The sequence below is a fragment of the Kitasatospora sp. NPDC087315 genome (genome assembly GCF_044744345.1).
In the GTDB taxonomy this organism is placed as follows: domain Bacteria; phylum Actinomycetota; class Actinomycetes; order Streptomycetales; family Streptomycetaceae; genus Kitasatospora.
Map to the genome: position 1 here is coordinate 32177 of NZ_JBIUYD010000038.1, position 23761 is coordinate 55937.

20 protein-coding genes and 3 pseudogenes are annotated in these 23761 nt (G+C 71.4%); 12 read left to right on the forward strand and 11 right to left on the reverse strand.

Annotated features, from left to right (window positions below):
• Window positions 1–142 precede the first annotated feature (142 nt).
• Both ACIO5D_RS35850 and ACIO5D_RS35855 read right to left on the reverse strand, forming a co-directional pair.
• A complete protein-coding gene (locus tag ACIO5D_RS35850; protein ID WP_400800306.1) occupies window positions 143–886 on the reverse strand; it encodes a hypothetical protein in 744 nt (247 codons plus the stop codon).
• Between the two features lie 287 nt (window positions 887–1173).
• Entirely contained in the window at window positions 1174–1470 is a 297-nt protein-coding gene (locus tag ACIO5D_RS35855) for a hypothetical protein (RefSeq protein ID WP_400800377.1), read from the reverse strand.
• Here ACIO5D_RS35855 and ACIO5D_RS35860 point away from each other — a divergent pair.
• Complete coding sequence (locus ACIO5D_RS35860) at window positions 1396–2370, forward strand: alcohol dehydrogenase (RefSeq protein WP_400800374.1); 975 nt, start codon at window positions 1396–1398, stop codon at window positions 2368–2370. The two genes, ACIO5D_RS35855 and ACIO5D_RS35860, sit on opposite strands and share 75 nt — an antisense overlap.
• 320 nt (window positions 2371–2690) lie before the next feature.
• Here the strand turns inward: ACIO5D_RS35860 and ACIO5D_RS35865 are convergent, their stop codons facing one another.
• Both ACIO5D_RS35865 and ACIO5D_RS35870 read right to left on the reverse strand, forming a co-directional pair.
• Window positions 2691–3887, reverse strand: a complete 1197-nt coding sequence (locus ACIO5D_RS35865; protein WP_400800309.1) for a hypothetical protein — start codon at window positions 3885–3887, stop codon at window positions 2691–2693.
• Window positions 3875–4552, reverse strand: coding sequence for a DsbA family oxidoreductase (locus ACIO5D_RS35870; protein WP_363611838.1), 678 nt, complete (start codon window positions 4550–4552; stop codon window positions 3875–3877). Before ACIO5D_RS35870 ends, ACIO5D_RS35865 begins: the two co-directional genes overlap by 13 nt.
• Before the next feature lie 85 nt (window positions 4553–4637).
• On the opposite strand from ACIO5D_RS35870, the gene ACIO5D_RS35875 reads away from it, so the two are divergent.
• Both ACIO5D_RS35875 and ACIO5D_RS35880 read left to right on the forward strand, forming a co-directional pair.
• Window positions 4638–5219 carry a TetR/AcrR family transcriptional regulator gene (locus ACIO5D_RS35875; RefSeq protein WP_363611840.1) on the forward strand — a complete coding sequence of 194 codons (582 nt, stop codon included), beginning with the start codon at window positions 4638–4640 and terminating at the stop codon, window positions 5217–5219.
• 318 nt (window positions 5220–5537) lie between these two features.
• A complete protein-coding gene (locus ACIO5D_RS35880) occupies window positions 5538–7868 on the forward strand; it encodes a collagenase (RefSeq protein WP_400800313.1) in 2331 nt (776 codons plus the stop codon).
• 391 nt (window positions 7869–8259) lie between these two features.
• Here ACIO5D_RS35880 and ACIO5D_RS35885 read toward each other — a convergent pair whose 3' ends face one another.
• Complete coding sequence (locus ACIO5D_RS35885; protein WP_400800316.1) at window positions 8260–8697, reverse strand: hypothetical protein; 438 nt, start codon at window positions 8695–8697, stop codon at window positions 8260–8262.
• Here ACIO5D_RS35885 and ACIO5D_RS35890 point away from each other — a divergent pair.
• Entirely contained in the window at window positions 8678–9187 is a 510-nt protein-coding gene (locus ACIO5D_RS35890) for a hypothetical protein (protein ID WP_400800319.1), read from the forward strand. The genes ACIO5D_RS35885 and ACIO5D_RS35890 overlap by 20 nt on opposite strands.
• A 61-nt stretch (window positions 9188–9248) precedes the next feature.
• On the opposite strand, the gene ACIO5D_RS35895 is transcribed toward ACIO5D_RS35890, so the two are convergent.
• Together ACIO5D_RS35895 and ACIO5D_RS35900 are read right to left on the reverse strand one after the other, a co-directional pair.
• Window positions 9249–9398, reverse strand: coding sequence for a hypothetical protein (locus ACIO5D_RS35895; RefSeq protein ID WP_400656833.1), 150 nt, complete (start codon window positions 9396–9398; stop codon window positions 9249–9251).
• 41 nt (window positions 9399–9439) lie between these two features.
• Window positions 9440–10012, reverse strand: coding sequence for a MarR family winged helix-turn-helix transcriptional regulator (locus ACIO5D_RS35900; protein WP_400656836.1), 573 nt, complete (start codon window positions 10010–10012; stop codon window positions 9440–9442).
• A 233-nt stretch (window positions 10013–10245) separates the two neighbouring features.
• Between ACIO5D_RS35900 and ACIO5D_RS35905 the strand changes: the two genes are divergently transcribed.
• The 3 genes from ACIO5D_RS35905 (at window position 10246) to ACIO5D_RS35915 (ending at window position 13036) form a co-directional block, all read left to right on the forward strand.
• On the forward strand, window positions 10246–11445 hold the full coding sequence (locus ACIO5D_RS35905) for a cytochrome P450 (RefSeq protein WP_400800322.1): 1200 nt from the start codon (window positions 10246–10248) through the stop codon (window positions 11443–11445).
• A 197-nt stretch (window positions 11446–11642) separates the two neighbouring features.
• Window positions 11643–11840, forward strand: coding sequence for a ferredoxin (locus tag ACIO5D_RS35910; protein WP_400800324.1), 198 nt, complete (start codon window positions 11643–11645; stop codon window positions 11838–11840).
• On the forward strand, window positions 11837–13036 hold the full coding sequence (locus tag ACIO5D_RS35915; RefSeq protein ID WP_400800327.1) for an NAD(P)/FAD-dependent oxidoreductase: 1200 nt from the start codon (window positions 11837–11839) through the stop codon (window positions 13034–13036). The genes ACIO5D_RS35910 and ACIO5D_RS35915 overlap by 4 nt, the downstream gene beginning before the upstream one ends.
• Window positions 13037–13098: 62 nt before the next feature.
• Here the strand turns inward: ACIO5D_RS35915 and ACIO5D_RS35920 are convergent, their stop codons facing one another.
• Window positions 13099–14589 carry a multicopper oxidase family protein gene (locus ACIO5D_RS35920; RefSeq protein WP_400800330.1) on the reverse strand — a complete coding sequence of 497 codons (1491 nt, stop codon included), beginning with the start codon at window positions 14587–14589 and terminating at the stop codon, window positions 13099–13101.
• 97 nt (window positions 14590–14686) lie between these two features.
• Window positions 14687–16390 carry an alpha-keto acid decarboxylase family protein gene (locus tag ACIO5D_RS35925; RefSeq protein WP_400800333.1) on the reverse strand — a complete coding sequence of 568 codons (1704 nt, stop codon included), beginning with the start codon at window positions 16388–16390 and terminating at the stop codon, window positions 14687–14689.
• A gap of 468 nt (window positions 16391–16858) precedes the next feature.
• Here ACIO5D_RS35925 and ACIO5D_RS35930 point away from each other — a divergent pair, with 468 nt between their 5' ends.
• From ACIO5D_RS35930 to ACIO5D_RS35950, 5 genes and pseudogenes are all read left to right on the forward strand, one after another.
• On the forward strand, window positions 16859–17929 hold the full coding sequence (locus ACIO5D_RS35930; protein ID WP_400800336.1) for a fatty acid desaturase family protein: 1071 nt from the start codon (window positions 16859–16861) through the stop codon (window positions 17927–17929).
• Between the two features lie 71 nt (window positions 17930–18000).
• The gene (locus tag ACIO5D_RS35935; RefSeq protein WP_400800339.1) at window positions 18001–19146 is read left to right on the forward strand and encodes a glycosyltransferase family 4 protein; all 1146 of its coding nucleotides are present in this window, start codon (window positions 18001–18003) and stop codon (window positions 19144–19146) included.
• A 55-nt stretch (window positions 19147–19201) separates the two neighbouring features.
• On the forward strand, window positions 19202–20098 hold the full coding sequence (locus tag ACIO5D_RS35940) for an alpha/beta fold hydrolase (protein WP_400800342.1): 897 nt from the start codon (window positions 19202–19204) through the stop codon (window positions 20096–20098).
• 34 nt (window positions 20099–20132) lie between these two features.
• Window positions 20133–20462, forward strand: a pseudogene (locus ACIO5D_RS35945) (pirin-like C-terminal cupin domain-containing protein); the annotation flags it as partial.
• Between the two features lie 471 nt (window positions 20463–20933).
• On the forward strand, window positions 20934–22025 hold the full coding sequence (locus ACIO5D_RS35950; protein WP_400800345.1) for a site-specific integrase: 1092 nt from the start codon (window positions 20934–20936) through the stop codon (window positions 22023–22025).
• Here ACIO5D_RS35950 and ACIO5D_RS35955 read toward each other — a convergent pair.
• Both ACIO5D_RS35955 and ACIO5D_RS35960 read right to left on the reverse strand, forming a co-directional pair.
• Window positions 21953–22812: pseudogene (locus tag ACIO5D_RS35955) on the reverse strand (IS5 family transposase). The gene ACIO5D_RS35950 and the pseudogene ACIO5D_RS35955 sit on opposite strands and share 73 nt — an antisense overlap.
• Before the next feature lie 25 nt (window positions 22813–22837).
• Window positions 22838–23080, reverse strand: a pseudogene (locus ACIO5D_RS35960) (family 1 glycosylhydrolase); the annotation flags it as partial.
• Window positions 23081–23761 lie beyond the last annotated feature (681 nt).

Sequence of the window (23761 nt, forward strand, 5' to 3'; positions counted from 1 at the left end):
ACGGTCACGAGGATTCAGACCACCGTATCGCGACGCTGGACCAGGCTCTTGCCGCTCACGGAGAAAGGTCTGGACCGAGCGAGTTCCCGACCCATCGGGGAATCCGAGGGCTGCGATTCAGGCCTTCTGAAGAAAGCCTGGATCAGTAGTCCTCGTAGCCGCCTTCGTAGCCGCCTTCGTAGCCGCCCTCGCGGCCGCCCTCGCGGCCACGCTCGCGGCCGCCCTCGTGGCCCCGGACGACCCGGAAGCTGGCCACCACTCCGTTCTCGACGAAGACGCCCTCGGCGCAACGCGGGTCCACACCGTCGTTGGAGCTGCGGGGCCCAACGGTGGCGATGGGAGCGCCTCCGTCACAGACCGCCCCGCGGAAGACCTCGACGGTCCTGTGGCTTTCGTTGCGGATGTTCAGGCTCCTGGCACCCAGGCCACTGACCACAGTGATGCAGCCGTCCCAGCGAGCGGAGTACGTCCGCTCGTTGATGTGGATCCGGCCCTCCTCACGGTGCCCCCGATGCCCCCTGCCCTCGCCACCCCTGCCCTCGCCGCCCCTGCCTTCCCCGCCCCTGCCCTCGCCGCCCTTCCCCTCGCCGCCCCTGCCCTCGCCGCCCTTCCCCTCGCCGCCCTTCCCCTCGCCGCCCCTGCCCTCGCCGCTCTTCCCCTCGTCGACGAAGGACGCCTGTGCGGGAGCGGCCTCCCGCTGGACGGCCGGGACTGCCTGCTGGACGGCCGGGGCCGCCTGCTGAACAGCCGGGGCTGCCTGCTGGACGGCCGGGGCCGCCTGGGTCGTCGACTGGGGGGCGCCCGAGGCGTAAGTGAGGCCGGTCACGGCCAGGGCCGCGGCGGAGCTTACGGCCGCGGTGATGACGGTGGTGCGGGTGATCTGCATGGAACTTCTCCTGGTCCTTGAGCGGCCGGTTGAGCCGCCGACGCGTGATTTGAACGTACGGACGGCGGTCATATCGGGCATATGGAAGGGTCGCCACTGGGGGGCCGAACGGGTGGCAGAGCAAGGATTTGGAGAACTGACAGATAGTCATATTATTTACAAGACACGAGAATTGACTTGCGGTTGATCCTTCTGAGTGATACATGGCGCCTACTCACTCCTCCGGCGGCGGGGCGCCTGAAACTGCCGACGCGATGAGGTGAGTGGCCTCCGGGGAATGGGACGCCTCAAGGAGATCGGACCCGCGTCGTGCTCGCCGGCCCGCTCCACCCGCAGGTCAACCCGTCGGGCATGGCGGTGGGCTCGCTCGCGCCCGTTCCCTTTTCGGCGCGCGCGATCGGGTCGAAGCTGATCTGCTGGATTGAGGGGGCCGTCGCGCTCTTCCGGGAGAGAGCCAGATGAGTACATACCGAGTTGCACAGGTCGCCACCGCCGGCGGGCCATTCGAGATCGTTGAGCGCGAGGTACCGGAGCCGGGCCCCGGCCACGTACGGGTTGCCGTGGATGCCTGCGGGATCTGCCACAGCGACGTCCTTTTCGTGGAGGCCGGGTTACCTGGCGTCCGATTTCCGCTGGTACCCGGCCATGAGATCGCCGGGCGCATCGAGGCGCTGGGCGAACTGAGACACCACCCCGACTGGAAGGTCGGCGACCGAGTGGCCGTTGGCTGGTTCGGCGGCAGCTGCCACCACTGCACACCCTGCAGACAGGGCGACTTCATCGTGTGCGAGAACCTCAAGGTCCCCGGATGGGCATACGACGGGGGCTTCGCCGAGACGGTGATCGCACCGGTCGATGCCCTGGCTCGGATCCCCGACGCGCTGGCGGCGACCGATGCGGCGCCCATGGCGTGCGCGGGGGTGACCACGTACAACGGGCTGCGGCGCAGCTCCGCCCGGCCGGGCGACCTGGTCGCCGTCCTCGGCATCGGCGGCCTCGGCCACCTGGGGGTGCAGTACGCGGCCGCGATGGGTTTCGAGACCGTGGCCATCGCCCGCGGAGCCGACAAGGCCGACTTCGCCAAGCGGCTCGGCGCTCACCACTACATCGACAGCACGGCGGACACCACCGTCGCCGACGCGCTGCAGTCCCTCGGTGGCGCCAAAGTCGTCCTGGCCACCGCTGCCAACTCCAGCGCCATCACCGCGACCGTGGACGGGCTGTCACACCGGGGCGAACTGGTGGTGATCGGCGCGGACGCCGACCCGCTGGGAATCAGCCCGGTCCAGCTGCTCATGAGCGGCAAGATCGTGCGCGGCCATCCGTCCGGCACCGCGCAGGATGTGCAGGACACCATGGCGTTCAGCGCTCTGCACGGCATCCGCCCGACGGTCGAGGTCGTGCCGCTGGACCAGGCCGCTGCGGCGTACCAGAAGATGCTCTCGGGCGCCGCCCGTTTCCGGATGGTGCTCGCCACCCGCTGACCTCGCCACCCGCTGACGCATCCGCCCCTTCGGGTGTCACCGGCCGGCCGTTGCTCGTCGGGGAACGCGTGCACCGGCCGTGGCCGGGGAATGGCATGCGGGCCGGGTGCGCACGGTGGGGCGAGTCACCGATGACGGCGCTCGCCACGCCGCGCCACTCGGGCTCGGAGCATCGTGGCTCCCACTCCCCCTGCCCGAGTGGCTCCCGTTCACCGTTCACCCTGTCGAAAACACCCTGGCACGGTTCAGGAGTACTGCGTCTTCCGTCCCTGGAAACCCGCCCGGGCAAGGGCCGGTACCGGCTACCTACCGGTGCGCGGTCAACTGCGCCGCTCCGCACCCCACCAGGTCCGATCGTCGGTGCCCGCGGTTGTCTCCGAGTCGCTGAGGCCCAGCCTGTGCCCGAGGCTGACTCCCTGGCTGTGGATGGCGGTTCCCTCTGCGAGGCGGAGCCGTTCCCATGCCTGCAGGGCGGTGTCCGCGGACGGCGCCTGCTGCAGGGCGTGGAGGAGGGTGATGGCCTCGGCGGCGGCTTTCTCCGTACTGGCGGCGGTGTGGGGCCGGACCACGAAGGCGGCGTCCCCGGTCAGCAGGATCCGGTGGTTGCGCATCCTGGTGGCGCGTGCGTCGAGGATCGCCTGCAGGAAGGGTTCCGTGGTGTGTTCCACCAGCTGGCGCAGGGGCTGTGGCAGTGTCGAGCGTGCGCGGGCCAGGAGGTCCGTGCGGACCTGGGGTGCGAGCAGTCCCGGCGGCAGTGACAGTCCGTGGCGGGTGCCGTTTCGGTCGGTGGTGATGCGTGCGAGTTCGGGCGGGTCCGCCCGTGTGTACCAGACCCAGTTCATCCGGCGGTGGCCCGTTGCGGTCGTGCCGAAGTCACCCGGGATGAAGTAGCACAGGAACTGGCCGCGCTCCCCGTCCCAGAAGCTGAACCGGTCGCCGAAGCGCGTCACCAGCTCCTGGGGGAGGTCGGCTTCGTCGATGACACCGCGGTAGGCGACGTAGCCGGCGTAGCGCGGCGCACCGTCCGGTGCGACGAGTCCACGATGCCGGGAGGCGGATCCGTCCGCGATGATCGCCAGGTCGACCGCCCGTGCCGCCTCGCCGACGTGGACGGTGGCCCCTGCGGGGCCGGGCACGAGGGCGGTCACCGGCTGCCCGTCGTGGTAGCGCTCGGCGGGCAGCGTGTCCCGTAGGGCCTTGTAGATCGTTCCCCAGGAGATCATCTGCTGCCGCATGGGCACGATCCGGACGTTCCCGTCCCCGGTGAAGAACTGTCTGTGGGTGACGGGGACGCTGACGCGGTCGGGGTCGACGCCGCAGAACCCGCGCAGGAACCAGGCGACACCCGGTTGCAGCACGATGCCGGCGCCGCGGTCGTCGGGGCGGCCCGTGGAGCGTTCCCAGACGTCGACGTCCAGGCCGAGCTCCGTGAGCGCGACCGCGTGGAACAGGCCTGCGAGCGACCCACCCACGATGCCGACCGACGTGATGTCGGGCGTCGCGGTCACTGCGAGCACGCCCCCTCATCGCACACGGCTCCGGCCTGTGGCCTGGTCGCCCGCCGTTCCAGGGCTTCGATGAGTCGCTCGATCTCGACCGCGCCGTTGATCGCACGCTCGCCCAGGATGAACAGCGGCACGCCTCGCAGCCCCAGCTGCTCGGCGATTTCCTCGTCCGCACGCACGGCCCTCTCCAGTGCCGGGTCGTCCAGGCGCTGCGCCACGCCGACGGCGAGGCCGTCGTCTTCGCCCAGCCGGGCCAGCACGGCCGGGTCGCCGATGTCCCGTCCCTCGGCGAAGTAGGCGGCGAACAGCCGGTCCGCCATCACGGCACCCAGCCCTGCCTCTCGCTGCGCCAGGGCGATCAGGCGGTGTCCGGCCCGGGTGTTCGGTGTCCTGGTGATCTTCTCGTAGTCGAAGGCGGTGCCTTCGCTGCGGCCGGCCAGGACGGTGCCCTGGTCGAGTTGCCGCGACCGTTCCCAGCTGCCGAACTTCGCGCTCCGGTAGGCGCGCCGGTCCATCCCTGCCAGGGGCATGGTCGGGTTCAGCTCGAACGCGCGGTGGTGGATCCGGAACTCGGCGCCGGTGCGTCCTTCGACGATGTCGACCGCCCGCTTCAAGCGGCGTCCGCCGATGTAGCACCAGGGGCAGATCAGATCGCTGAACACGTCGATCGTGAACATGTGCCCTCCTCATCGAACCGACTAGTCTGTTCGATCCGAACAGCAGTCGAGCTGTACCCATTCCCGCGCCCGTCGGAGGCAACCGATGACCACTCCTGAAACGACACGTGCCAGGATCGTCGAGGCCGCTGCCGATCTGTTCACCCGCTGCGGAGTGCGTGCGGTGGGGATCAACGAGATCTGGCGTGCGGCAGAGGTCGCCAAGTCGACGCTCTACCAGCACTTCCGGTCGAAGGACGAGTTGGTGGCGGCGGTCTTGCGCCGGCGCAACGACGCGTGGTGCGCGCGGCTGCGCGCGCTCGCCGAGAGCCGCGAGGCGCCGGCCGACCGGCTCCTCGCCATCCTCGACCTGCTCGGCGAGGAGTTCGCCGATCCCGCCTACCGAGGCAACGACCTGGTGAACGTCGCCGCCGAGTACCCCGACCCCGACCACCCCGTGCGGGTCGCCATCCGGGACCACAAGCGGGAGATCCTCCGCTACCTCACCGGCCTCGCCGCCGCCGCGGGAACGGACGTACCTGAGGGTGCCGCCGCCTTGGTACTCATGCTCGCCGATGGAGCCGTATGCGCCCGGGTCGGTCTCGGTGACACCGACGCCGCCCGCACCGCGCGCGGGGCAGCGGCACGACTGTTGTCGGCCGGCCCGGCGGGCACCACCGCCCCGTGACGAGGGGTCAGGCGCAGGCCCGGGCTTCACCCCTGTTTGTGGACACTTCCGAGAAGCGGATCTTCGGGTCCGCGGAGAGGATGTCCTCATGAGTGCTGCGAGGCACTCGGGGGAGTTCAAGCGGGACGCGGTGGCGCCGGTGGAGTCTCGGCAGGAGCAGGTCCTGAGCCGCCCGGTCTGACAACGTTTCGGTTGCGGCGGACGGCAATCCCGCCCTGGGCCTTCCCGACGCTATGCGACATGTGCCATTTTACATGTCACACATCGAGAGGCCGCGTCCCCAACACGCGGTCACAACGGCCCCGGAGGCCCCCACAGATGACGCGTCCCTCCCGGATATCAAAGGTCAATGCGCGTAGACTCCCCGCGCTCGGCGCGGCCTTCTTCATCGCGCTCGGCCTGTTCACGCCGCAGAGCCAGGCCGCCCCCGTCGGCGCCACGGCCCCGGCCGGCGCGAACGCCGCCGGACCCGCCGCGCAGGCGCCGCGGTCGATCCCGGTCCCCAAGTCACCCGACGCCAGGAACAACAGCCCCTTCAAGCTCTTCGCCCAGGACCACGCCGAGGAGGCCACCGCGCCGGGCGCCCCGGTCAGCGAGCCCGCCAAGGCGGCCAAGCAGTTCTCGGCCACCGCCGGGGAGCCCTGTCCGAACCTGTCCGGAGTGATCAACGCCACGGGCAGCGCGTTGGTCCAGCAGCTCAAGGCACTGCCGAACGTCCCCTGCGCCTACCCGCTGTTCAACCTCACCGGCGCCGACGCCGGGAAGGCCTTCGGCGAGTCCCAGATGGTGACCGTCGCCAACGCGCTGCGCGACACCTCCGCCACCTACCCGGGCGACAACAGCACGTCCATCGGGCAGCTGGTGATGTTCCTGCGCGCCGGCTACTACGTGCAGGAGACCCGCCCGAACGAGGTCGGCAGCTACGGCGCCACCCTGGACACCGCGGCCCGCGGCGCGCTGGACGCCTTCTTCGCCGCCCCGCACAGCAAGGACGTCACCGACGCCAACGGCGAGACCCTCAACGAGGTCGTCACGGTGATCGGCCAGACCCACACGCTCGGCCGGTACGCCGGCGTCGCCAAGTGGGTGCTCGCCAACTACAACGGCACCTGGCCCCAGTTGATGACCCTCTCCCTGGACCACTTCGAGTGGGTCATCAAGGACGGCTTCGACTCCAAGACCGACAGCCAGGGCTGGAAGGCCGCCCTCAAGGCCGATCCCGGCATCCTCGACACCTGGGCCGGCTTCATCACCCGCAACGACTCCCAGCTGAACCGCCTGGACATCGTCAGCAACATCGGCCGCTACCTCGGTTACGCCCTCGACGTCCCCGAGCTCAAGGACCGGCTGCGGCCCCTGCTCAAGGACCTGATCAACCGCTACCCGAACGTCGGCCCCACCGCCCCGATCACCATGAACCTGGGCTGGGCCACCCGCCAGTTCGACAAGGGCAACTGCGCGGCCTACGCCATCTGCGACCTGAACGACCGTCTGCTCCCGGTGATCCTGCCGATCCAGCAGACCTGCAACCCGGGGCTGAAGATCCGCGCCCAGGACATGTCCCCCGGGCAGCTGGCCACCACCTGCACCAGCCTGATCAACCAGGACGCCTACTTCCACAAGGTGATCGGCGACAAGGGCGCGATCCCCGGTGACGTGAACACCAACCTGGAGGTCGTCGTCTTCGACGACTACACCCAGTACGCGCTGTACGCCTGGGCCTTCTACGACATCGACGTGGACAACGGCGGCATGTACGAGGAGGGCGACCCGGCCAAGGCCGGCAACCAGGCCCGCTTCATCGCCCACGAGGCCAGCTGGCTGCGCCCCGACTTCCAGATCTGGAACCTCAACCACGAGTACACCCACTACCTCGACGGCCGCTACAACATGTACGGCGACTTCGACGCCGGCATGGTGACCCCGACCATCTGGTGGGTCGAGGGCATCGCCGAGAACATCTCGTACGGCTACCGCAACGAGCGCAACACCGCCGCGATCAACGAGGCCGGTAAGAACACCTACAAGCTCAGCGAGCTGTTCGACACCGTCTACGGCCAGGAGGCTGACGCCGACGTCAACTCGAACCGGGTCTACCGGTGGGGCTGGCTGGCGGTCCGCTACATGCTCCAGGAGCACCGCGCGGACATCGAGACCGTGCTCACCAAGTACCGCGCCGGCGACTGGAACGGTGCCCGCACCTTCCTGAAGCAGACCATCGGCACCAGCTACGACGCCGGCTTCGCCACCTGGCTGAAGACCACCTGCGCGACCAACGAGTGCGGCCCCCTGCCGGAGGCCCCGGCCCCGGCCGCACCGCTCTGCACCATCGCCGACCCGCGCCAGTTCGACAAGAACTGCCGCCGCGACGACCTCGCGGCCACCACCGGCAACTACAGCTTCCACTTCCTGTACCTGCCGGCCGGCGTCAAGCAGCTGACCATCACCAGCAGCGGCGGCACCGGCAACGCCGACCTGTACTACGGCGGCAGCAGCTGGGCCACCACCAGCAGCTACCAGGCGAAGTCCACCAACGCCGGCAACAACGAGACCCTGACCATCAACAACCCGCCGTCCGGCTGGGTCTACTTCAGCCTCGCCGCCCAGCAGGACTTCACCGGCGCCAGCGTCACCACGCAGTACCAGTAACCGCACACCCACGACCTCGGGCGAGCGGTGAAGGGCCCGAGCGTGTAAGGGTTCCTGTACAAGTAGCCGTTGTCGTACCGCTCAAGGAGCCTGCCGATCGAACGGGAGTCTCGATCGGGTGATCGCGGTCGGTAGCGGTATGGAAGCAGGGCCTCCTGGTAGCTCGGAGGGCGTCTACGCCAACGAGCGATCCAGGAGGCCCTGCTTCCGCGGTTTCTCGCAGTCGCGGCCGCGGAGCCCGGCCCGGTCACCCTCGTGTGTGACTGCCTGGCACACCCGGTTCGGAAACGCCGGCGACAACGAGGCCCGCGGGCGTCGACCCGCAAGCACATCGCCCGGGCACGCCGCCGGGTGAGGAAAGCAAACGCGGAGGCCCCCGGCAGCGGCGGGTTCAGCCCACGCTGAAGGTCTCGGCGCGGGTCGGGACGACGGACACCTGCGCCGTGACCGGGCCGCCGTTGCGGGAGAGCTCGGCCAGCAGGCAGACCGTCTCCTGGGCGGAGCTCCACCCGCCCGGGTACAGCACGTCCGCCATCACACCGACCTGGACGGAGACTTCCTTCCTGGCCGCGGTGACGACGTGCACCGCCGTGCCCTTGGCGAGCGCCTCCAGCGAATCGACGGTCTGCGGCCCGGATTCGAAGGCCGGGGCGAGCCTGGCCGCGTACGTCCGGGCACTCGCCTCCGCCCCGGCCGCCGCCCGTACCCGGCGCTCCTCGGTCTCGACCCGGTCGCGGTGGACGATCACCACAACGGCCGCGATCGCCAGCGCCACGAGGACGGCGAGCCCGGCCAAGGGCGGGAAGCCCGTGCCCAGCGCACCGGCCACGGACGGGCTGCAGCCGCCCGGCTGGCGAAGCGCTGCGATCACCTCGGTCAAGGACACCGACCTGCTCCAGCGGTTCAAGGACCACTGGGGCCTCGACTTCATCACCCAGCAGATCGAGGGCGTCCCCGGCACCCTGCCCGACCACGTCTGCTACCAGGCGCTCAAGAAGCTCCCCGACGGCCACACCCTCGCCATCGAGATACGCGCCGACTACGAGGGCAACCCGCGCATGATCCTCGCCCTCTCCCGGGGGCAGGCCGACGACGCGTCGGCGGCGGATCTGACGGAGACCCTGGACATCGCCCTCAAGGGTCAGGCGACGGAGGATCAGAAGTCGTGGATGCAAGCCCAGTTCGCAAGCCAGCGGCCCGGCGCCGACCCGGCCCAGCCCCCCGTCCCCCGGCTGATCGCCGGAGGGCTGAACGTCGGCCTCAGCATCACGGCGGAGTACGCGTCGCTGGATATATTCTCCGACGCACCCTGGCCGTGAACCCGCCGCCCGCCGCGCCGGGAGGGAGCGCGACCCCTCTCCCGGCACCGCCGGCCGGCGGTCAGAGGCAGCGCCGCCGCCCCTCGCCGTCCGGCGGCGACCGCCACTGGTCGTAGTTGGTGGCGCCGTCGCCGAAGAAGCCGGCCCGGACCGCAGAGCGCGGCCGGCGGGTGAGCGCGGCAGCACCCGCCTTTCCCGCGCACGCCCGCAACGCCCGCTCCCCCGTCCGGGACCGCCGGCGGGGCGGCCGTGTCAGGTGCGGCGGGGCGGGCCCGAGTCGGCGTTCCCGGCGGCACCGGCGGTGTCGACGCTCCCGGCCGCCCGGCTCGGGGGCGTGGCGTCCTCGGACAGCATCGTGATCCGGACCTGCCGCACGTACCGGTCCACCAGGTGGCACAGCACGCTGACCGTGGCGGCGACGTCCGGCGCCGGAATACCGTCCAGCGCGCCGGTCAGGCTGGCGATGTTGGCCTGTTTCAGACGGTTGAGCATCGCCCGCCCTTCGGCCGTGAGCGCCACCTGGCGGGCTCGGCGGTCCAGCGTGTCCGGGGTGCGTTCCACCAGTTGCTGGCTCTGCAGCCGGTCGATCTGCCGGGTGACGTGGGAGGGCTTGACCATCAGCCGGGCGGCCAGGTCGCCCACCCGGCTGGCCTCCTCGGCCTCGGCGAGCGCGCGCAGCAGGTAGACGTCCGAGCGCGCCGCCTTGATGCCGGCCCGCGCCATCTGGCGCTCGTGCTCCTGCGAACGAGTCAGCAGGTAGGCCAGCGAGGCCAGCACCGCCTCCAGCTCGGAGGTGGCGGTCGGATTGTCTGTCGCGTCCGGCATGGGGGAACTGTAGCGACCCCGTTCGGGGCGTGGCTCCCGTGTCGGCCCCCGCCCGGTTTTCGGACAGATTCGGCCGTCACCGGATGGGCTCTTTCGCCGCCACGGAACGCGAGTTAGCGTGACGGTGAGTTAGTTGCTTAGGGCATGTAATGGTCCTGGGCGCTACTCCACGGCACCGCAGGCCCATCCGCTCGGCGCCACCGGCAGATCCCGCTCCGAGAAGGGAGCCCATGATGGCCACCACCGCTCAAACCCCCCGGTTCACCCACCCCGCCGCCCGTGGCGGCTGCCCGTTCGACCCGCCGTCGGCCTACCAGCAGGCCCGGCAGGAGGAACCGGTCAGCCGGATCGCGCTCTGGGACGGCGCCCCCAGCTGGCTGGTCACCCGCCACGACGACATCAAGGCGGTGCTCAGCGACGCCCGCTTCAGCTCGGACGCCGACCGGCCCGGCTTCCCGTTCATCAGCGCCGGAGCCCGCCAGTTGAGCACGGGTCAGCGGACCCTCATCCGGATGGACGACCCGGAGCACGCCCAGCTGCGCCGGATGCTCACCAGCGAATTCATGATCAAGAAGGTCGAGGCGCTGCGTCCCGAGGTCCAGCGCATCGCCGACGAGCTCCTCGACGAGATGACCGCCGACCGCTCCTCCGGCGACCTGGTCCGCGGGTTCGCACTGCCGCTGCCCTCTCTGGTCATCTGTCTGCTGCTCGGCGTCCCCTACCAGGACCACGGCTTCTTCCAGGAGTGCAGCCGGGTCCTGCTGCGCCACGACTCCTCGGCCGAGGAGGTGCGGATCGCCCAGAAGAACCTGGCCGACTACCTGACCAAGCTCACCGACTCCAAGCGCACCGAGCCCGACGACGGCATCCTCAGCCGGCTGGTGGCCCGCGGCGAGCTGAGCACCGAGGAGATCGGCGCCATGGGCCGGCTGCTGCTGGTCGCCGGGCACGAGACCACGGCGAACATGACCGCGCTCTCCGTCCTGGCCCTGCTGCGGAACCCCGACCAGCTCGCCCGCCTGCGCGAGCACCCGGAGTCGGTCACCGGCGCGGTCGAGGAACTGCTGCGCTACCTGACCATCGTGCACTCCGGCCTGACCCGGGTCGCCACCGAGGACGTCACCGTCGGCGGCGTCCGGATCCGGGCGGGCGAGGGCGTGATCTGCATGATCAGCACCGCGAACCGGGACGAGCGGCGGTTCCCGGGCGGCGACGAGCTCGACCTCTCCCGCGACTCGCGCCTGCACCTGGCCTTCGGCTTCGGCGTCCACCAGTGCCTGGGACAGCCGCTGGCCCGGCTGGAACTGCAGATCGCACTGAACACCATCCTGCGCCGACTGCCCGAACTGCGCCTGGCCGTACCGTTCGAGGAGATCCGGTTCCGGGGTGACATGCTCATCTACGGCGTCCACGAGCTGCCGCTCGCCTGGTGACGCGGCATCACCGCGGCCGACCCTGCTGACCGGCCGCCACCCTGCCCCACCGCCCCGCCGCCCCGGGCCGGTCACCCCGGGCCGGTCGCACACGTCGGCGGGACCAGCCCGGCACCACCGTTCGCACCTACGAGATCCACCCCACCACGGTTCGCCCTCCACGGGGTCCGAACCATTCATGTTCCGAAGGGAAAGCCATGCTCGTCCACATCGACCAGGAAAAGTGCTGCGGCGCCGGACACTGCGTGCTCGCCGCCCCCGAGGTCTTCGACCAGCGGGACGAGGACGGCATCGTCGTCCTGCTCGATGCCGAGCCGCCCACCGAGTTCCACCAGGCCGTCCGGGACGCCGCCGCGGTCTGCCCGGCCGCGGCGATCCGGCTGGAACAGCTGTGACCGCTCTGCGGGAGGTGGCCGTCGTCGGGGCCGGCGCGGCCGGGCTGCACGCCGCCGAGGCGCTGCGCCGGGCCGGCTACGACGGCCGCCTCACCCTGATCGGGGCCGAGGACGAGCCGCCCTACGACCGGCCGCCGCTCTCCAAGCACCTGCTCAGCGGGAAGTGGCAGCCGGACCGCCTGGTGCTGCGCGGCCCGGAGGCGCTGCACCAGCTCGCCGTCGATCTGCGCCTGGGGGTGCGGGCCGAGCGCCTGGACCGCCGGGACCGGACCGTGCGGCTGGCCGACGGCGGTCGGGTGCGCTGCGAGGCCGTCATCCTGGCCACCGGGGTCCGCCCGCGCCGGCTGCCCGGCGCCGAAGCACCGCTGGCCGGGGCCCACGTGCTGCGCACCCTCGCGGACGCCCTCGCCCTGCGCGAGGAACTACGCGCGGGAGCACGGCTGCTGGTGGTCGGCGGCGGGCTGCTCGGGGCCGAGGCCGCGGCCACCGCCGTCGAACTCGGCGCCGAGGTGACCTGGCTGGTCTCCACCGCCACACCACTGGCCGGGGTACTGGGCAGAGAGACGGCCGCGCTGCTGGCAGGCCTGCACCGCGAGCACGGGGTACGGATCCGCCGGGGCGTGGCCGCCGCGGTCACCGAACGGCACGGCCGGGCCTCCGGCGTGCGGCTGGCGGACGGATCCCAACTGGCCGCCGACGCCGTGCTGATGGCCGTCGGATCCGAGCCGGCCACCGAGTGGCTGGCCGGCAGCGGCGTCCTGCTGGACGACGGCGTGGTCTGCGACGCCTACTGCGCCGCCGGCCCCGGCGTCTGGGCGGCCGGTGACACCGCCTCCTGGCCCGACCCGCGCACCGGCCGTCACCGGCGCCTCGAACAGCGCACCAACGCCAGCGAGCAGGCGCTGTACGCCGCCCGGAACCTGCTGGCCGGTCCGGACGGCGCCCGGCAGGCCTACGAGCCGGTCCCGTACCTGTGGACCGACCAGTACGGCCTGCGGGTCCAGGCCTTCGGCAGGCCGGGCGGCGCCGAGCGGTTCGAGGTGGTCGACGGCAGCCTCGCGGAGCGGCGGTTCGCCGCCGTCTGCGTGCGGGACGGGCTGGTCTGCGGGGCGGTGGGCATCGCCTCCGCCAGGGCGATGCGCGGGCTGCGCGCGCGGGTGGCGGCGCACAGCCCGTGGCCGACGGGGCCGGCGTGAGCCGAGCCCGGGGCGATCCGGCCGCGGTGAGCCGACGGTCTGCGGTTTTCGGCCGCCGGACCCTACCGCTGCCGTTCCGTCGCACTGCCGGGGACGATGTCCAGAACCGCCATCATGCCGTTGTCCTCGTGGTTGAGGATGTGGCAGTGCAGCACGGTCCTGCCGGTGAAGTCGGCGAAGCGGATGCGCAGCACGGCGTTTCCCCCGGCCGGGACGTTGATGGTGTCGTACCACCGGTGCCCGCTCCCGGTGGGCCGGCCGTTGACGCTCATCAGCTGGAACTGGTTGGTGTGGACGTGGAAGGAGTGATCCTCGCCGGTGTTGTTGACGACGGTCCACTCCTCGACGGTGTTCAGCCCGGAGGTGATGTCCACCCTGTTCGGGTCGAACTTCTGGCCGTTGATGTAGAACTCGGTGCCTGCCGCGTTCTCCGTGTAGACGATGTCGTGGCGGGCGGCGACGACGGCACCGCTGAGGTCCTCGTTCGGTGCGAAGCGGTCGGGCAGCCGCTCCGGCTGCACCGGACTGCCCTCCGTGACCACGGTCGCCAGATCCACCTGGGGGAACTGGTTCCCGGCGGGCCCGGTGTCGTAGGCCAGCGTCTGCAGCGGGGCCTGGCCGGGCGACCCGCCCTGCACCAGCACGTCGAAGCGGGCACCGGCCGGGACGACCAGGGAGTCCGCGGAGTAGACGTGCTCGACGGGGTAGCCGTCCTGGGCGATCACATGGAACTGCCGGCCCGGCAGGTGCAGCTCGTAGTAGATGTTGGCGCCGATGTTGGCCAGCCGCCACAGTTGGGTCTCGCCCGGCCCGATGCTGATGACGGGTTTCTGCTGACCGTTGATCGTGCGGTTGGTGGGCGCGCCGATGCTCAGGTTCTCGATCTTGACGGAGTCACCCTCGGTCTGGTCGTCCTTGAGCGCGATGACGCGCTCGGTGATGTCCTTCAGGGGGTGGGGCAGGTATTCCCTCAGCCCGTCGACGATGATGATGCCCGACTCGCCGCCGGCCACCTGCGAGGCGGAACGCATGTCGGCGTGGGAGTGGTACCAGTAGGTCCCCGGAGTGATGTCGTGAGGGATCCGGTACGAGTAGTGGAAGGTCCCACCGGGTTTGATCTCGATGAAGATGTCGTCGGACGGGCTCTCGGGTGAGACATGGAGCCCGTGGACGTGGAGGTTGGTGTCCTCGGTCCACTCGTTGACCATGTCCAGCTCCACCCGGTCGCCCGGACGGATGCGGAGGGTGGGCGGCATGTAGGAGCCGTTGTAGGTGAGGGCGAACAGCTCGCTGTCCCCCACGGCCACCTTCCGCCTGGAGACGGTGATCCGCGCCTTGAGGACGCCGTCATGGCTCACCAGCTGCGGAGGGTCCTGCAGCGGTCGGCCGGTACCGGCGGGGGACGCCGCGGGTGAGTGCGGCGGGTCCGCGGACGGCGGCGCCGCGGGTCTGACCGACTGCACGGCCCAGGACGTGCCGGCACCGCCGGTGGCGGCCGCCGTGATGAACACCAGACCGGCGGCGAGCAGGGACAGGGACGAACTGGGCCGCATGGGTTGTCTCCATCGGGGTCATGGACGGTGACGGCCTGGTGGAGACCGTCGATGAGCTGACGACGCCGGCGACGTTCGCCGGGAGTGGCTTCTTTCTTCAGAGCTGGACGCCGGGCCGGTGCTGCGGGCCGCGGGGGCCGTAGTCGACCTCCGCCATACCGTGGCCGGAGTCGATGACGAGCTGCGGGGCGTCGTACTTGTCCATGAGCGCCTCGATGAAGATCATGCTGTCGTGCGGGGCGGCCAGCGCCTCCTTGAGTTCGGCCGGCGTCTTCACGACGAACGTCCGGGCGGTCGTTCCCGGGTGCAGGACCTTCGGCAGTTCGGCGTAGGCCCAGTTGGCGATGTCGTTGAAGTGCCCCTGCTTGCCGCAGATGGCGCGCTCGACGGTGTAACCGCCGTTGTTGATCAGAAAGATGACGGGCTTGAGGTCGTGCCGGAGGATCGTCGACACCTCCTGCGCCGTGAGCTGGAAGGACCCGTCACCCACGAAGAGCAGGTGCCGCCGCTTCGGCGCGGCGAGGAGCGTACCGAGGACCGATCCCACGCTGTAGCCGATCGAGCCCCAGACGGCCTGGGTGACGACGGAGCACTTCGGCGGCAGCCGCAGCCCCCAGCAGCCCGCCTCGGAGGTGCCGTCCTCGGCGATGAGCACGTCGCCCTCGCGGATGAAGTCCTGGACCATGCTCCAGTACGCCGCCTGGGTGAGCGGGTCGGACATCACGACCGCGCTCGGCTCCTGTGGCGTCTCGGCCTGCCGGAAGTATCCCGAGGTCCTGGCCGGGGCCTTGTCGGCGACCCGGCGGAGCAGTTCCTTGAGGTAGACGGCCTGGTAGTTGTCCGGGCCGATGTCCACGGCGTCACCGCGGGCGTCGATCCGTCCGGCGGGAAGCGCGTCGCTGAAACCCCCGGACGTCGTGTCCACGCGCCGTACGCCGATCGCCAGCAGGCCGTCGCTGTTCTCCACCGTCTCGCGGATCTCGGGCTTACTGCCCGCTCCCGCGTAGAGGCCGAGGAAGTACGGGCTGGTCTCGTCGATGAGCCCCTTGACGGTGTTGACGGCGGCGATCGGCAGCCGCATCCTGCCCGCCAGTTCCAGCAGTTCGCCGGTCACGTCGAAGCGGTCCGCGTCGATGTCGACGAGGATCACGGGCGAGCGCGCGTTGGTGAGCCGGGCGACGATCGCGTCGGCGCACGTGCTCAGCCGTTCGGGATCGCTCGGTGGCATGGCGAGTTCCAGCGGCTCCGGCGGGACCTCGACGTCCAGGTAGGCGATGTCGGAGGGCAGTTCCAGGTAGACGGGGAGCTTGCGCTGCCAGGCGGTGAGGATGAGCCGGTCGATCTCCGTCACGGCGTTCCGCGGCGTCAGCCTGGTCTGTGCCGCGGTGACCTGGGCGTAGCCGCGCATGACGTCGTCGTGGTCGGTGTCGCCCGAGGTGTGGTGCATCAGCAGCTTCCGGTCCAGCGCCTTCAGCGGAAGCGACCCGCAGACGCAGACGACGGGAACGCGCTCGCTGTAGGCGCCGGCGACACCGTTGATGGCGCTCCAGGCGCCGACGCCGTGGGTCACCACGAGCCCCGAGATGCCCTTGAGCCGCGCGTACCCGTCGGCCGCGTAGGCGGCGTTCAGCTCGTTGCAGTTGCCGACCCACGTGAACTCGTCGCGGTCCTCCATCTGCAGGAGGAACTCGAGGTTGTAGTCGCCGGCCACTCCGAACAGGTGCGAGATGCCCGCCTCCCGCAGGCGGCGCAGCAGGAAGTCGCCGATGGTCATGGTCGAACGTGCGGTCGTGATCGTCATGTGGTTCCCTGTCTCGCGGCTTCCCGAGCCCCCTCCTGCCCCTCCCAGGCAAACCCGCCCGGAGCACCCCCGCGACCGGGAGGCAGCCGCCGGAGTGACCAGGTGGGGCGGACGTGGTCCCATCACCGCTTCGAGCCGGGAGGGGCTCTGCGGGACGGACGGGCCGGGACGGGCCGGGACGGGCCGGGGCGGTCGGTGTCAGGCACGCCCGGCCACGCGAGGTGCCGAGCACCCGGACAGGTCGGCGGTCGATCGCACCGGACGCACGGGAAGGCGAACAGCCGACCGTGCTTCGGATGCGTGACGGAGCGGCGAGGCCCGCCGCCCGCCCGATCGAGCCGTCTCCGCCCGCGACACGGAGCGGTGCCGGGACAACGACGGGTCGGGTACTGAACGCTGAGACCACCCGGCCCGGGGCCTCACCGCGAGGCTGCCACGGCCGGAGCGACCCGAGACCGGGATGGTGGCATGACCGTTCAGGACACCCCGACCACCGGGACCACCCGGCGCGGCGACTTCGCCGAGTTGTACCGGCGCGTCTCGGAGGCCGGTCTGCTGCGCAGGCGCCCGCTGCACTACGCGTGCCGGAGCGCCGCGCTGTTCACGGCCCTGGCGCTGCTCCTGGCCTGGTTCGTCGTGCTCGGCGCGAGCTGGTGGCAGCTGTGCCTCGCGCCCCTGTTCGCCTTCTTGCTCGGCCAGTTGGCACTGCTCGGCCACGACGTCGCCCACCGCGCGGTGTTCGCCGGCCGCCGGGCGACCGACCTGGCCGGCATCCTGCTGGGAAACCTCGTGGTCGGCATGAGCTACGGGTGGTGGGTGAGCGACCACAACCGGCATCACGCGCATCCGAACCGCGCGGGGTACGACCCGGCCGCCGACTCCATCCTCTTCGTCCGGACCGCCGAACAGGCCGGCCGGGCCAGGGGGTTGAGGCGGCTCGTCGCCAGGTACCAGGCAGAGCTGTTCTTCCCGCTGCTCTCCCTCCAGGCGCTCGGCCTCCTCGTCGCCACCTGGCTGACCCTGACCCGGGGCCCGGTCCGGTACCCGGCCCTGGAACGCACCCTCGCCGCGCTGCACTACATCCTGTCGGCGGCCCTGCTGGCCGTCGTCCTCTCACCGCTCCAGGCCCTGGCCTTCGCCGCGGTGTGCGGATCCGTGCTCGGCGTGTACCTGGGGTGCGTCTTCGCGCCCAACCACAAGGGCATGCCGATGACGGGCCCGGACGCGGAGCGGACGGACTTCCTCCGGCGGCAGGTACTGCCCTCCCGCAATCTGCGGGCCGGCCGGTTCGTCCACCTCGTGTTCGGCGGTCTCGGCTACCAGATCGAGCACCATCTCTTCCCCGCCATGCCGGTGGTGGCGCTGCGCCCCGCCTCGCGCATCGTGCGCGACTACTGCGCGGAGATCGGCGTGGAGTACTGCGAGGCGGGCCTCTCCGACTCGTTCCGGGAGATCCTCCGGGACCTGCGCGCGGTCGGCCGGTCCCTCCCGGCGGGCCCGGCCCGCCCGGCCGTGCCGGGAACCGGCGGTGCCGGGTGAGCCGGGTCCTGCGCGGGCCTGCGGCACGCCCCGCGGACGTCCCGGCTCCCGGTGGTGACCGGCTCCGCGTCGTGATCGTCGCCGAGTCCTTCGCGCCGCAGCTCAACGGTGTCGCCCACAGCGTGCTCAGGGCCGCGGAGCACCTCGTGGCCCGGGGGCACACTCCGGTCGTGGTGGCACCGGCGCCGGGGGCCGCTCGGCGGTACGGGGGCGACGGCCCCGAGCGGGCGTACGGCTACGAGGTGGTCCGCGTCCCTTCCGTGCCGCTGCCCGGCTACCCGGAGGTACGGATCGCGCTCCCGGGGCGGCAGGTGGCCGACGCCATCGCCCGGCACCGCCCCCATCTGGTGCACCTGGCCGGTCCGTTCATGCTCGGGGCGGCCGGAGGGGCCGCTGCCGGGCGGGCGGGGATCCCGGTCGTGGCGGTGTTCCAGACGGACATGGCCGCCTATGCCAGGGCCTATCTGCCGGTGGCGGGAGCTGCCGGCGCCAGGCTGGCCTGGCGGCACCTCCGGCACATCCACGCCCCGGCCGCACGCACGCTGGCGCCGTCCCGGGCGTCGCTCCGCGCCCTGGTGGCGCAGGGCGTTCCCCGGGTCCACCTGTGGCCGCGCGGCGTGGACTGCCTGCGGTTCCACCCCCGCCACCGCGACGAGGCCCTGCGCCGGCACCTCGGCTCCCCCGGGGAGGTCCTGGTGGGATACGTCGGGCGCCTGGCGGCGGAGAAGCAGGTCGACCGGCTGGCGGAGGTGTCCCGGCTCCCGGGCGTACGGCTGGTGGTCGTCGGCGACGGTCCCCTCCGGTCCCGGCTGGAGGCCGCACTGCCGGACGCGGTCTTCCTGGGCCGCCGGACCGGGCACGAACTCGCCCGGCTCTACGCCTCGTTCGACGTGTTCGTCCATGCGGGGCCGTTCGAGACGTTCGGCCAGACCCTCCAGGAGGCCATGGCGAGCGGCCTGCCCGTCGTCGCCCCGGCGGCCGGCGGACCGCTGGACCTCGTACGTCCGGGGCGGACCGGATTCCTCGTCCCGCCCGATGCGCGGAGGGGGTTCCGGGAAGCCGTGGAAAGGCTCGCCCGGAGCAGGGAGCTGCGGGTGGCGCTCGGGCGGGCCGGCCGTGCCGCCGTGGCGGAACGCAGCTGGGAAGCGGTCGGTGACCGGCTCATCGGGCACTACCGGCTCGCCATCGCGGAGACGGCCGGGCCCCTGCGGGAGTGAGCCGGCCGGCAGGAGACGAGGACGGGTTGGGACCATTCCGGAGGAACAGACCATCATGCAGCAGACTCTCGCCGTCGAGTACGTCCGCAGCGCCGCCCCGGCCACCGACACCGCCGTGTTCCTGCACGGGCTGGGCGGGTGGACCCACAACTGGGCCGGCCTGATCGACCTGTTGCGGACCTCGGCGCACTGCCTGGCCCTCGACCTCCCGGGCTTCGGGAGGTCGGCGCCCCCACCCGACGGCGATGTCACCGTCGAACGCCAGGCCGCGGCCGTGGCCGACCACCTCGACCGGACCGGACACCGCCGCGTACACCTGGTCGGCAACTCCCTCGGCGGCCTGATCGCACTCCACCTCGCCACCCGACGACCCGATCTGGTCGGCACGTTGACGCTCATCTCGCCCGTACTGCCGACATTCCCGCCGGCGCAGGCCCTCCGGGTGGCCCTGCTCGGGCTGCCGGGCGCCCCGCGACTGTACTCCCGGCTCCTGGCCGCCCAGAGCCCCGACCGCCGGCTGGACGACCTCTACCGCCTCATCTACGCGAACCCCGCCCTCGTCGGCACCGAGCAGCGGGCGGTGGAGGCCCGCGAACGCCGGCGCCGCACGGAACTGCCGTACGCGCAGGACATGCTGGCCGAGGGGGTGCGCTCACTGGCCCGCGCGTTCGTGCGGCAGGGCGAGGCGTCGGCCTGGCGCCAGGCCCGCCGGGTCACCGCCCCCACCCTGCTCGTCTACGGACGGGACGACAACCTCGTCCCCTTCCGCACGGCGCCCCGGGCCTACGCGGCCTTCCGCGACGTCCGCCTCCTCACCCTGCCCGGCGTCGGCCACGTCGCCATGCAGGAGCGGCCGGCCCCCGTGGCCACGGCGATCCGCGCCCTGATCACCGAAGCGAGCCGCGAGCCCCCGCCGGGAAGGGACGGCCGCACGGGGACGGTACCGGGGTAACGCGGGCCCTCTCGCATCACCTGTCCCCGCCCGGGACGGCGGCGAGGTCCGGATGGCCGGCACGCCGCTGCGCCCGGCCGAACTCGGCTACCTCGGCCCCGGATCCGCCACACTGACCCTCACCGACACCGGTGACGAGACCGCCCGGGCCATCCTGCTCGGCGGCCCGCCCTTCGCGGAGCGGATCGTCATGTGGTGGAACTTCATCGGGCGGTCTCACGAGGACATTACCCGAGCCCGCGAGGAATGGATGAGCTCCGCGAACCCCGACCGCTTCGGCGAGGTCCAGGGCTACCCGGGCGACCGCCTGCCCGCCCCGGAGCTCCCGGGAATCCCCTTGAAGCCCCGCGGAAACGCGCGCTGACCTGCGTGTTACGCAATCGGGGGTGCGGCGACCAGGTCCACCGCACCCCCGATCCGGAGCCCCCTGGCGCTCACTCCGAAGTACCCCTGTCGGCGCTCGCTCCCGCACTCGACGCATGACATCGTTCGACCATCCGCGACAGCGCTTGACAGGACCAATGCTGACCCAATGCCGAGTTTGCTGACGACCAATCAGAATCGACCGGGGCATTCACGGAGTCCGGGAAGTCATCGTCGGGTGCCGCTGCGGGAACCGGCGAATGCCCTGGCGCGGCCCCCTCGCCGGCTGCCGAAGGACGGTCACCACCGGAACGGGGCAGGCCGGAGAACACGGCCACCATGCCGCCCGTGCCCCCATCGACGATCTTGCTTCAGGCCAGTTATTAAATCCGAGACCTCCTGCGAGGCGTTCCGAGTCCCCTCTGCCGGCAGGAGCCCGCCGACCCGCCCCGACCCGGCGCTAGGGTGACCTATGGCGGACGCCCCGACGACAGCAGCACCCTCGGTCGAGGCGCTGGACACCCTCGTCGAGCGCGCCTGCGAACCGCCGACTGGCATGTCCCGGGCGAAGCAACTGCGCTGGGTCGCCGGCGAACTGCGCACCGCCCTGGAGCGGGGCGCGATCGTGCCCACGGCCGCCGGCTCACTCGCCCAGCTCTTCGCGCCGGACACCCTCGCCGACTACCTCGCCGCCGCCGAGCGGGGCCTGCTGCGGCGCAAGCCCGCCGCACGACCGGGCCAAGCCTCAGCCGCGTCCATGCGCGTCCGGGAGGACTGCCTCCGCATCCTCGGCGCCCGAGCCGGCATCGCCGTCACGCTCCCGGAGCGCAACCCGCCGCGAGTCGAGCTCCGGCCCGTGGTCGCCGCCCGCCCGCGCAGCATCCTGCTCGGCCACCTGGAACACTCAACCCGCCCCGGCCGGTCCGAGTCCCGCAGCCGGATCCTCGCCATCATCGGCACCGTGCTGGACACCGGCTGCCGCGCCGGCGAACTCTGCGCCCTGCGCACGGACGACGTAGACCTGCACCACGGCACGATCCGCCTCACCCACCTCCCCCAGCACCGCAACCCGCGCACCACGCCCGCCACAGTGACGGTCTGCCTGTCCGGGCCCACCCGGGCCGCGATGCGCCACTGGCTCACCGTCCGCAGCCACCTCGTCGCACGCGACACCACCCAACCCGTCGGCCCGGGCAACGAGACCACCGACGCCCTGTGGGTGAGCATCGCCCCCAGCGGCCACCCCCGCCCCGGCCTGCCCCTGCACTTCCGCGGCCTGGCACGGGCCTACGCCCGCGCAATCCACGACCTCAACACCGAGATGGCCGCAGAACCCGGCTGGCACCCCCTGCCCCAACGCATGGAACAACTACGCCGCGCCATCGAGCTCGAACCGGCTGACCCCGACGGTGCGACCCTCCGCCGCCGCACCCCCACACCTGCCGCTGGCCCCGAGGCAACGGCACAGGCTTTAAGGTCCTTGCTTTTGGATCAGCGGGCGGACCAGATGAAGATGCCGGCGATGTGGAGTCCGGCTTGGAAGACGGTGGCGGTCTTCTCGTAGCGGGTGGCCAGGCCTCGCCAGTTCTTCAGGCGGTTGATGCAGCGTTCGACGGTGTTGCGCTGTTTGTAGGCCTCGCGGTCGAAGGCCGGCGGGCGGCCTCCGTGCCGGCCTCTGCGTTTGCGGTTGGCGATCTGGCCGGCGGGCTGCGGGATGACCGCGCGGATCCCGCGCCTTCGCAAGTGCTCGCGGATGGCCCGGGACGAGTAGGCCCGATCGGCCAGGACCACGAAGGGCCTGGTGCGCGGCCTGCCGATCGTCCTGGGCACCCGCAGGGCGGCCAGGACGTGCTCGAACGCGGGTGCGTCACCGGCCTGGCCGGGTGTGAGGTGGAAGCACGGCGGACGGCAGCGGCCGTCCGCCGCGAGGTGAATCTTGGTGGTCAGCCCGCCGCGGGAGCGCCCGATGGCGTGGTGGTGCGGTTCATCGGCCGGGGCCCCTTTTGACGGGCCCCGGCCGCGTTCTGGTCCGCGCGCACGATCGTGGAGTCGACCGAGACGACCCAGTCCAGGTCGCCCTCTGCGTCGGCCTGGGCGAGCAGGGCGGTGAAGACCCGCTCCCAGGTACCGTCGATCGCCCAGTTCCACAGCCGGGTGTAGACGCCCTTCCACGAGCCGTACTCAGCGGGCAGGTGCACCCACTGCGAGCCGGTCTGGAACTTCCACGCAATCGCGTCGATCACCTGACGATGGTCACGCCACCGCCCGCCCCGTTTCGGCGTCCGGTCCGGCAACAGCGGCTCTATCCGTGCCCACTGCGCGTCAGTCAACGGCCCGACCAGACCAACGATCCGATGATCGGAAAGAAACGCCCCAGACGGAGAAACGGTAACCGCCCAGCCCGAGGCCCTTCATCAGGGCGATGTCCTCGGGGCACCGGTGGTGGTGGTCGCAGGCGACCACTCCCGTGTGCCCGTCGCGGACGGCGCCGCGGCGGGCGCAGAAGACGTCCCAGACGGAGGGGCCGCGGCCGTCCTCGTCGACGGCACCCTCGATCTGGTAGGCGGCGGTGGCGGCACCCCAGCGGAACCCCGCCGGCAAGTCGAAGCGGTTCGGCATGGCAGCCTCCCGACGATTATATGAGAAGTCCTCACGTTATCGACGCCGTACCGGAACACCAGAGGACCATCGACCACGTCCGGAGACCCTACAACTGGTGTCTCAGAACCCACTTGACCCCCAGTCGCCCGGGCATAGCCATCGCCGCACGTCAGACGGTAGACGGCCCGCGCTGTTCGTTCACCGAAGGGCGCCTCAGAGGCGGTGGTGAACGACGCGTGGTCCCCGGCAAGTCCCCCCACTACTCCAATGAGCGACCGCCACTCGCATCTCAGGGCCCGGCTCGGCACCGCACCGGAAGTGCGATCCTCGGCCGCCCGGACGAGCGGCCGCCACTGCCGACCCCTCCGCCAGGCGCATCATCGTGATGCGATCCTCGGCCGCCCCAAAGGGCAACCGTCACCACCAGCTACTCAACGCCGTGGCCCGGCACGGGAAGTTGCGATCCTCGGCCGCCCCGAAGGGCGACCGCCACAGCCACGTGCGGTGCCGGCCATGAGCCGGTTGTCGAAGTTGCGATCCTCGGCCGCCCGGGAGGGCGACCGCCACCACATTCCCGCCGTTGGCGAAGTACGAGTAAACCGCGTTGCGATCCTCAGCCGCCCAGGAGGGCGACCGCCATCAGGTGTGCCCGGCCGTCAACAGCAGCGCCTACCTGCTACGATCCTCGGCCGCCCCAGA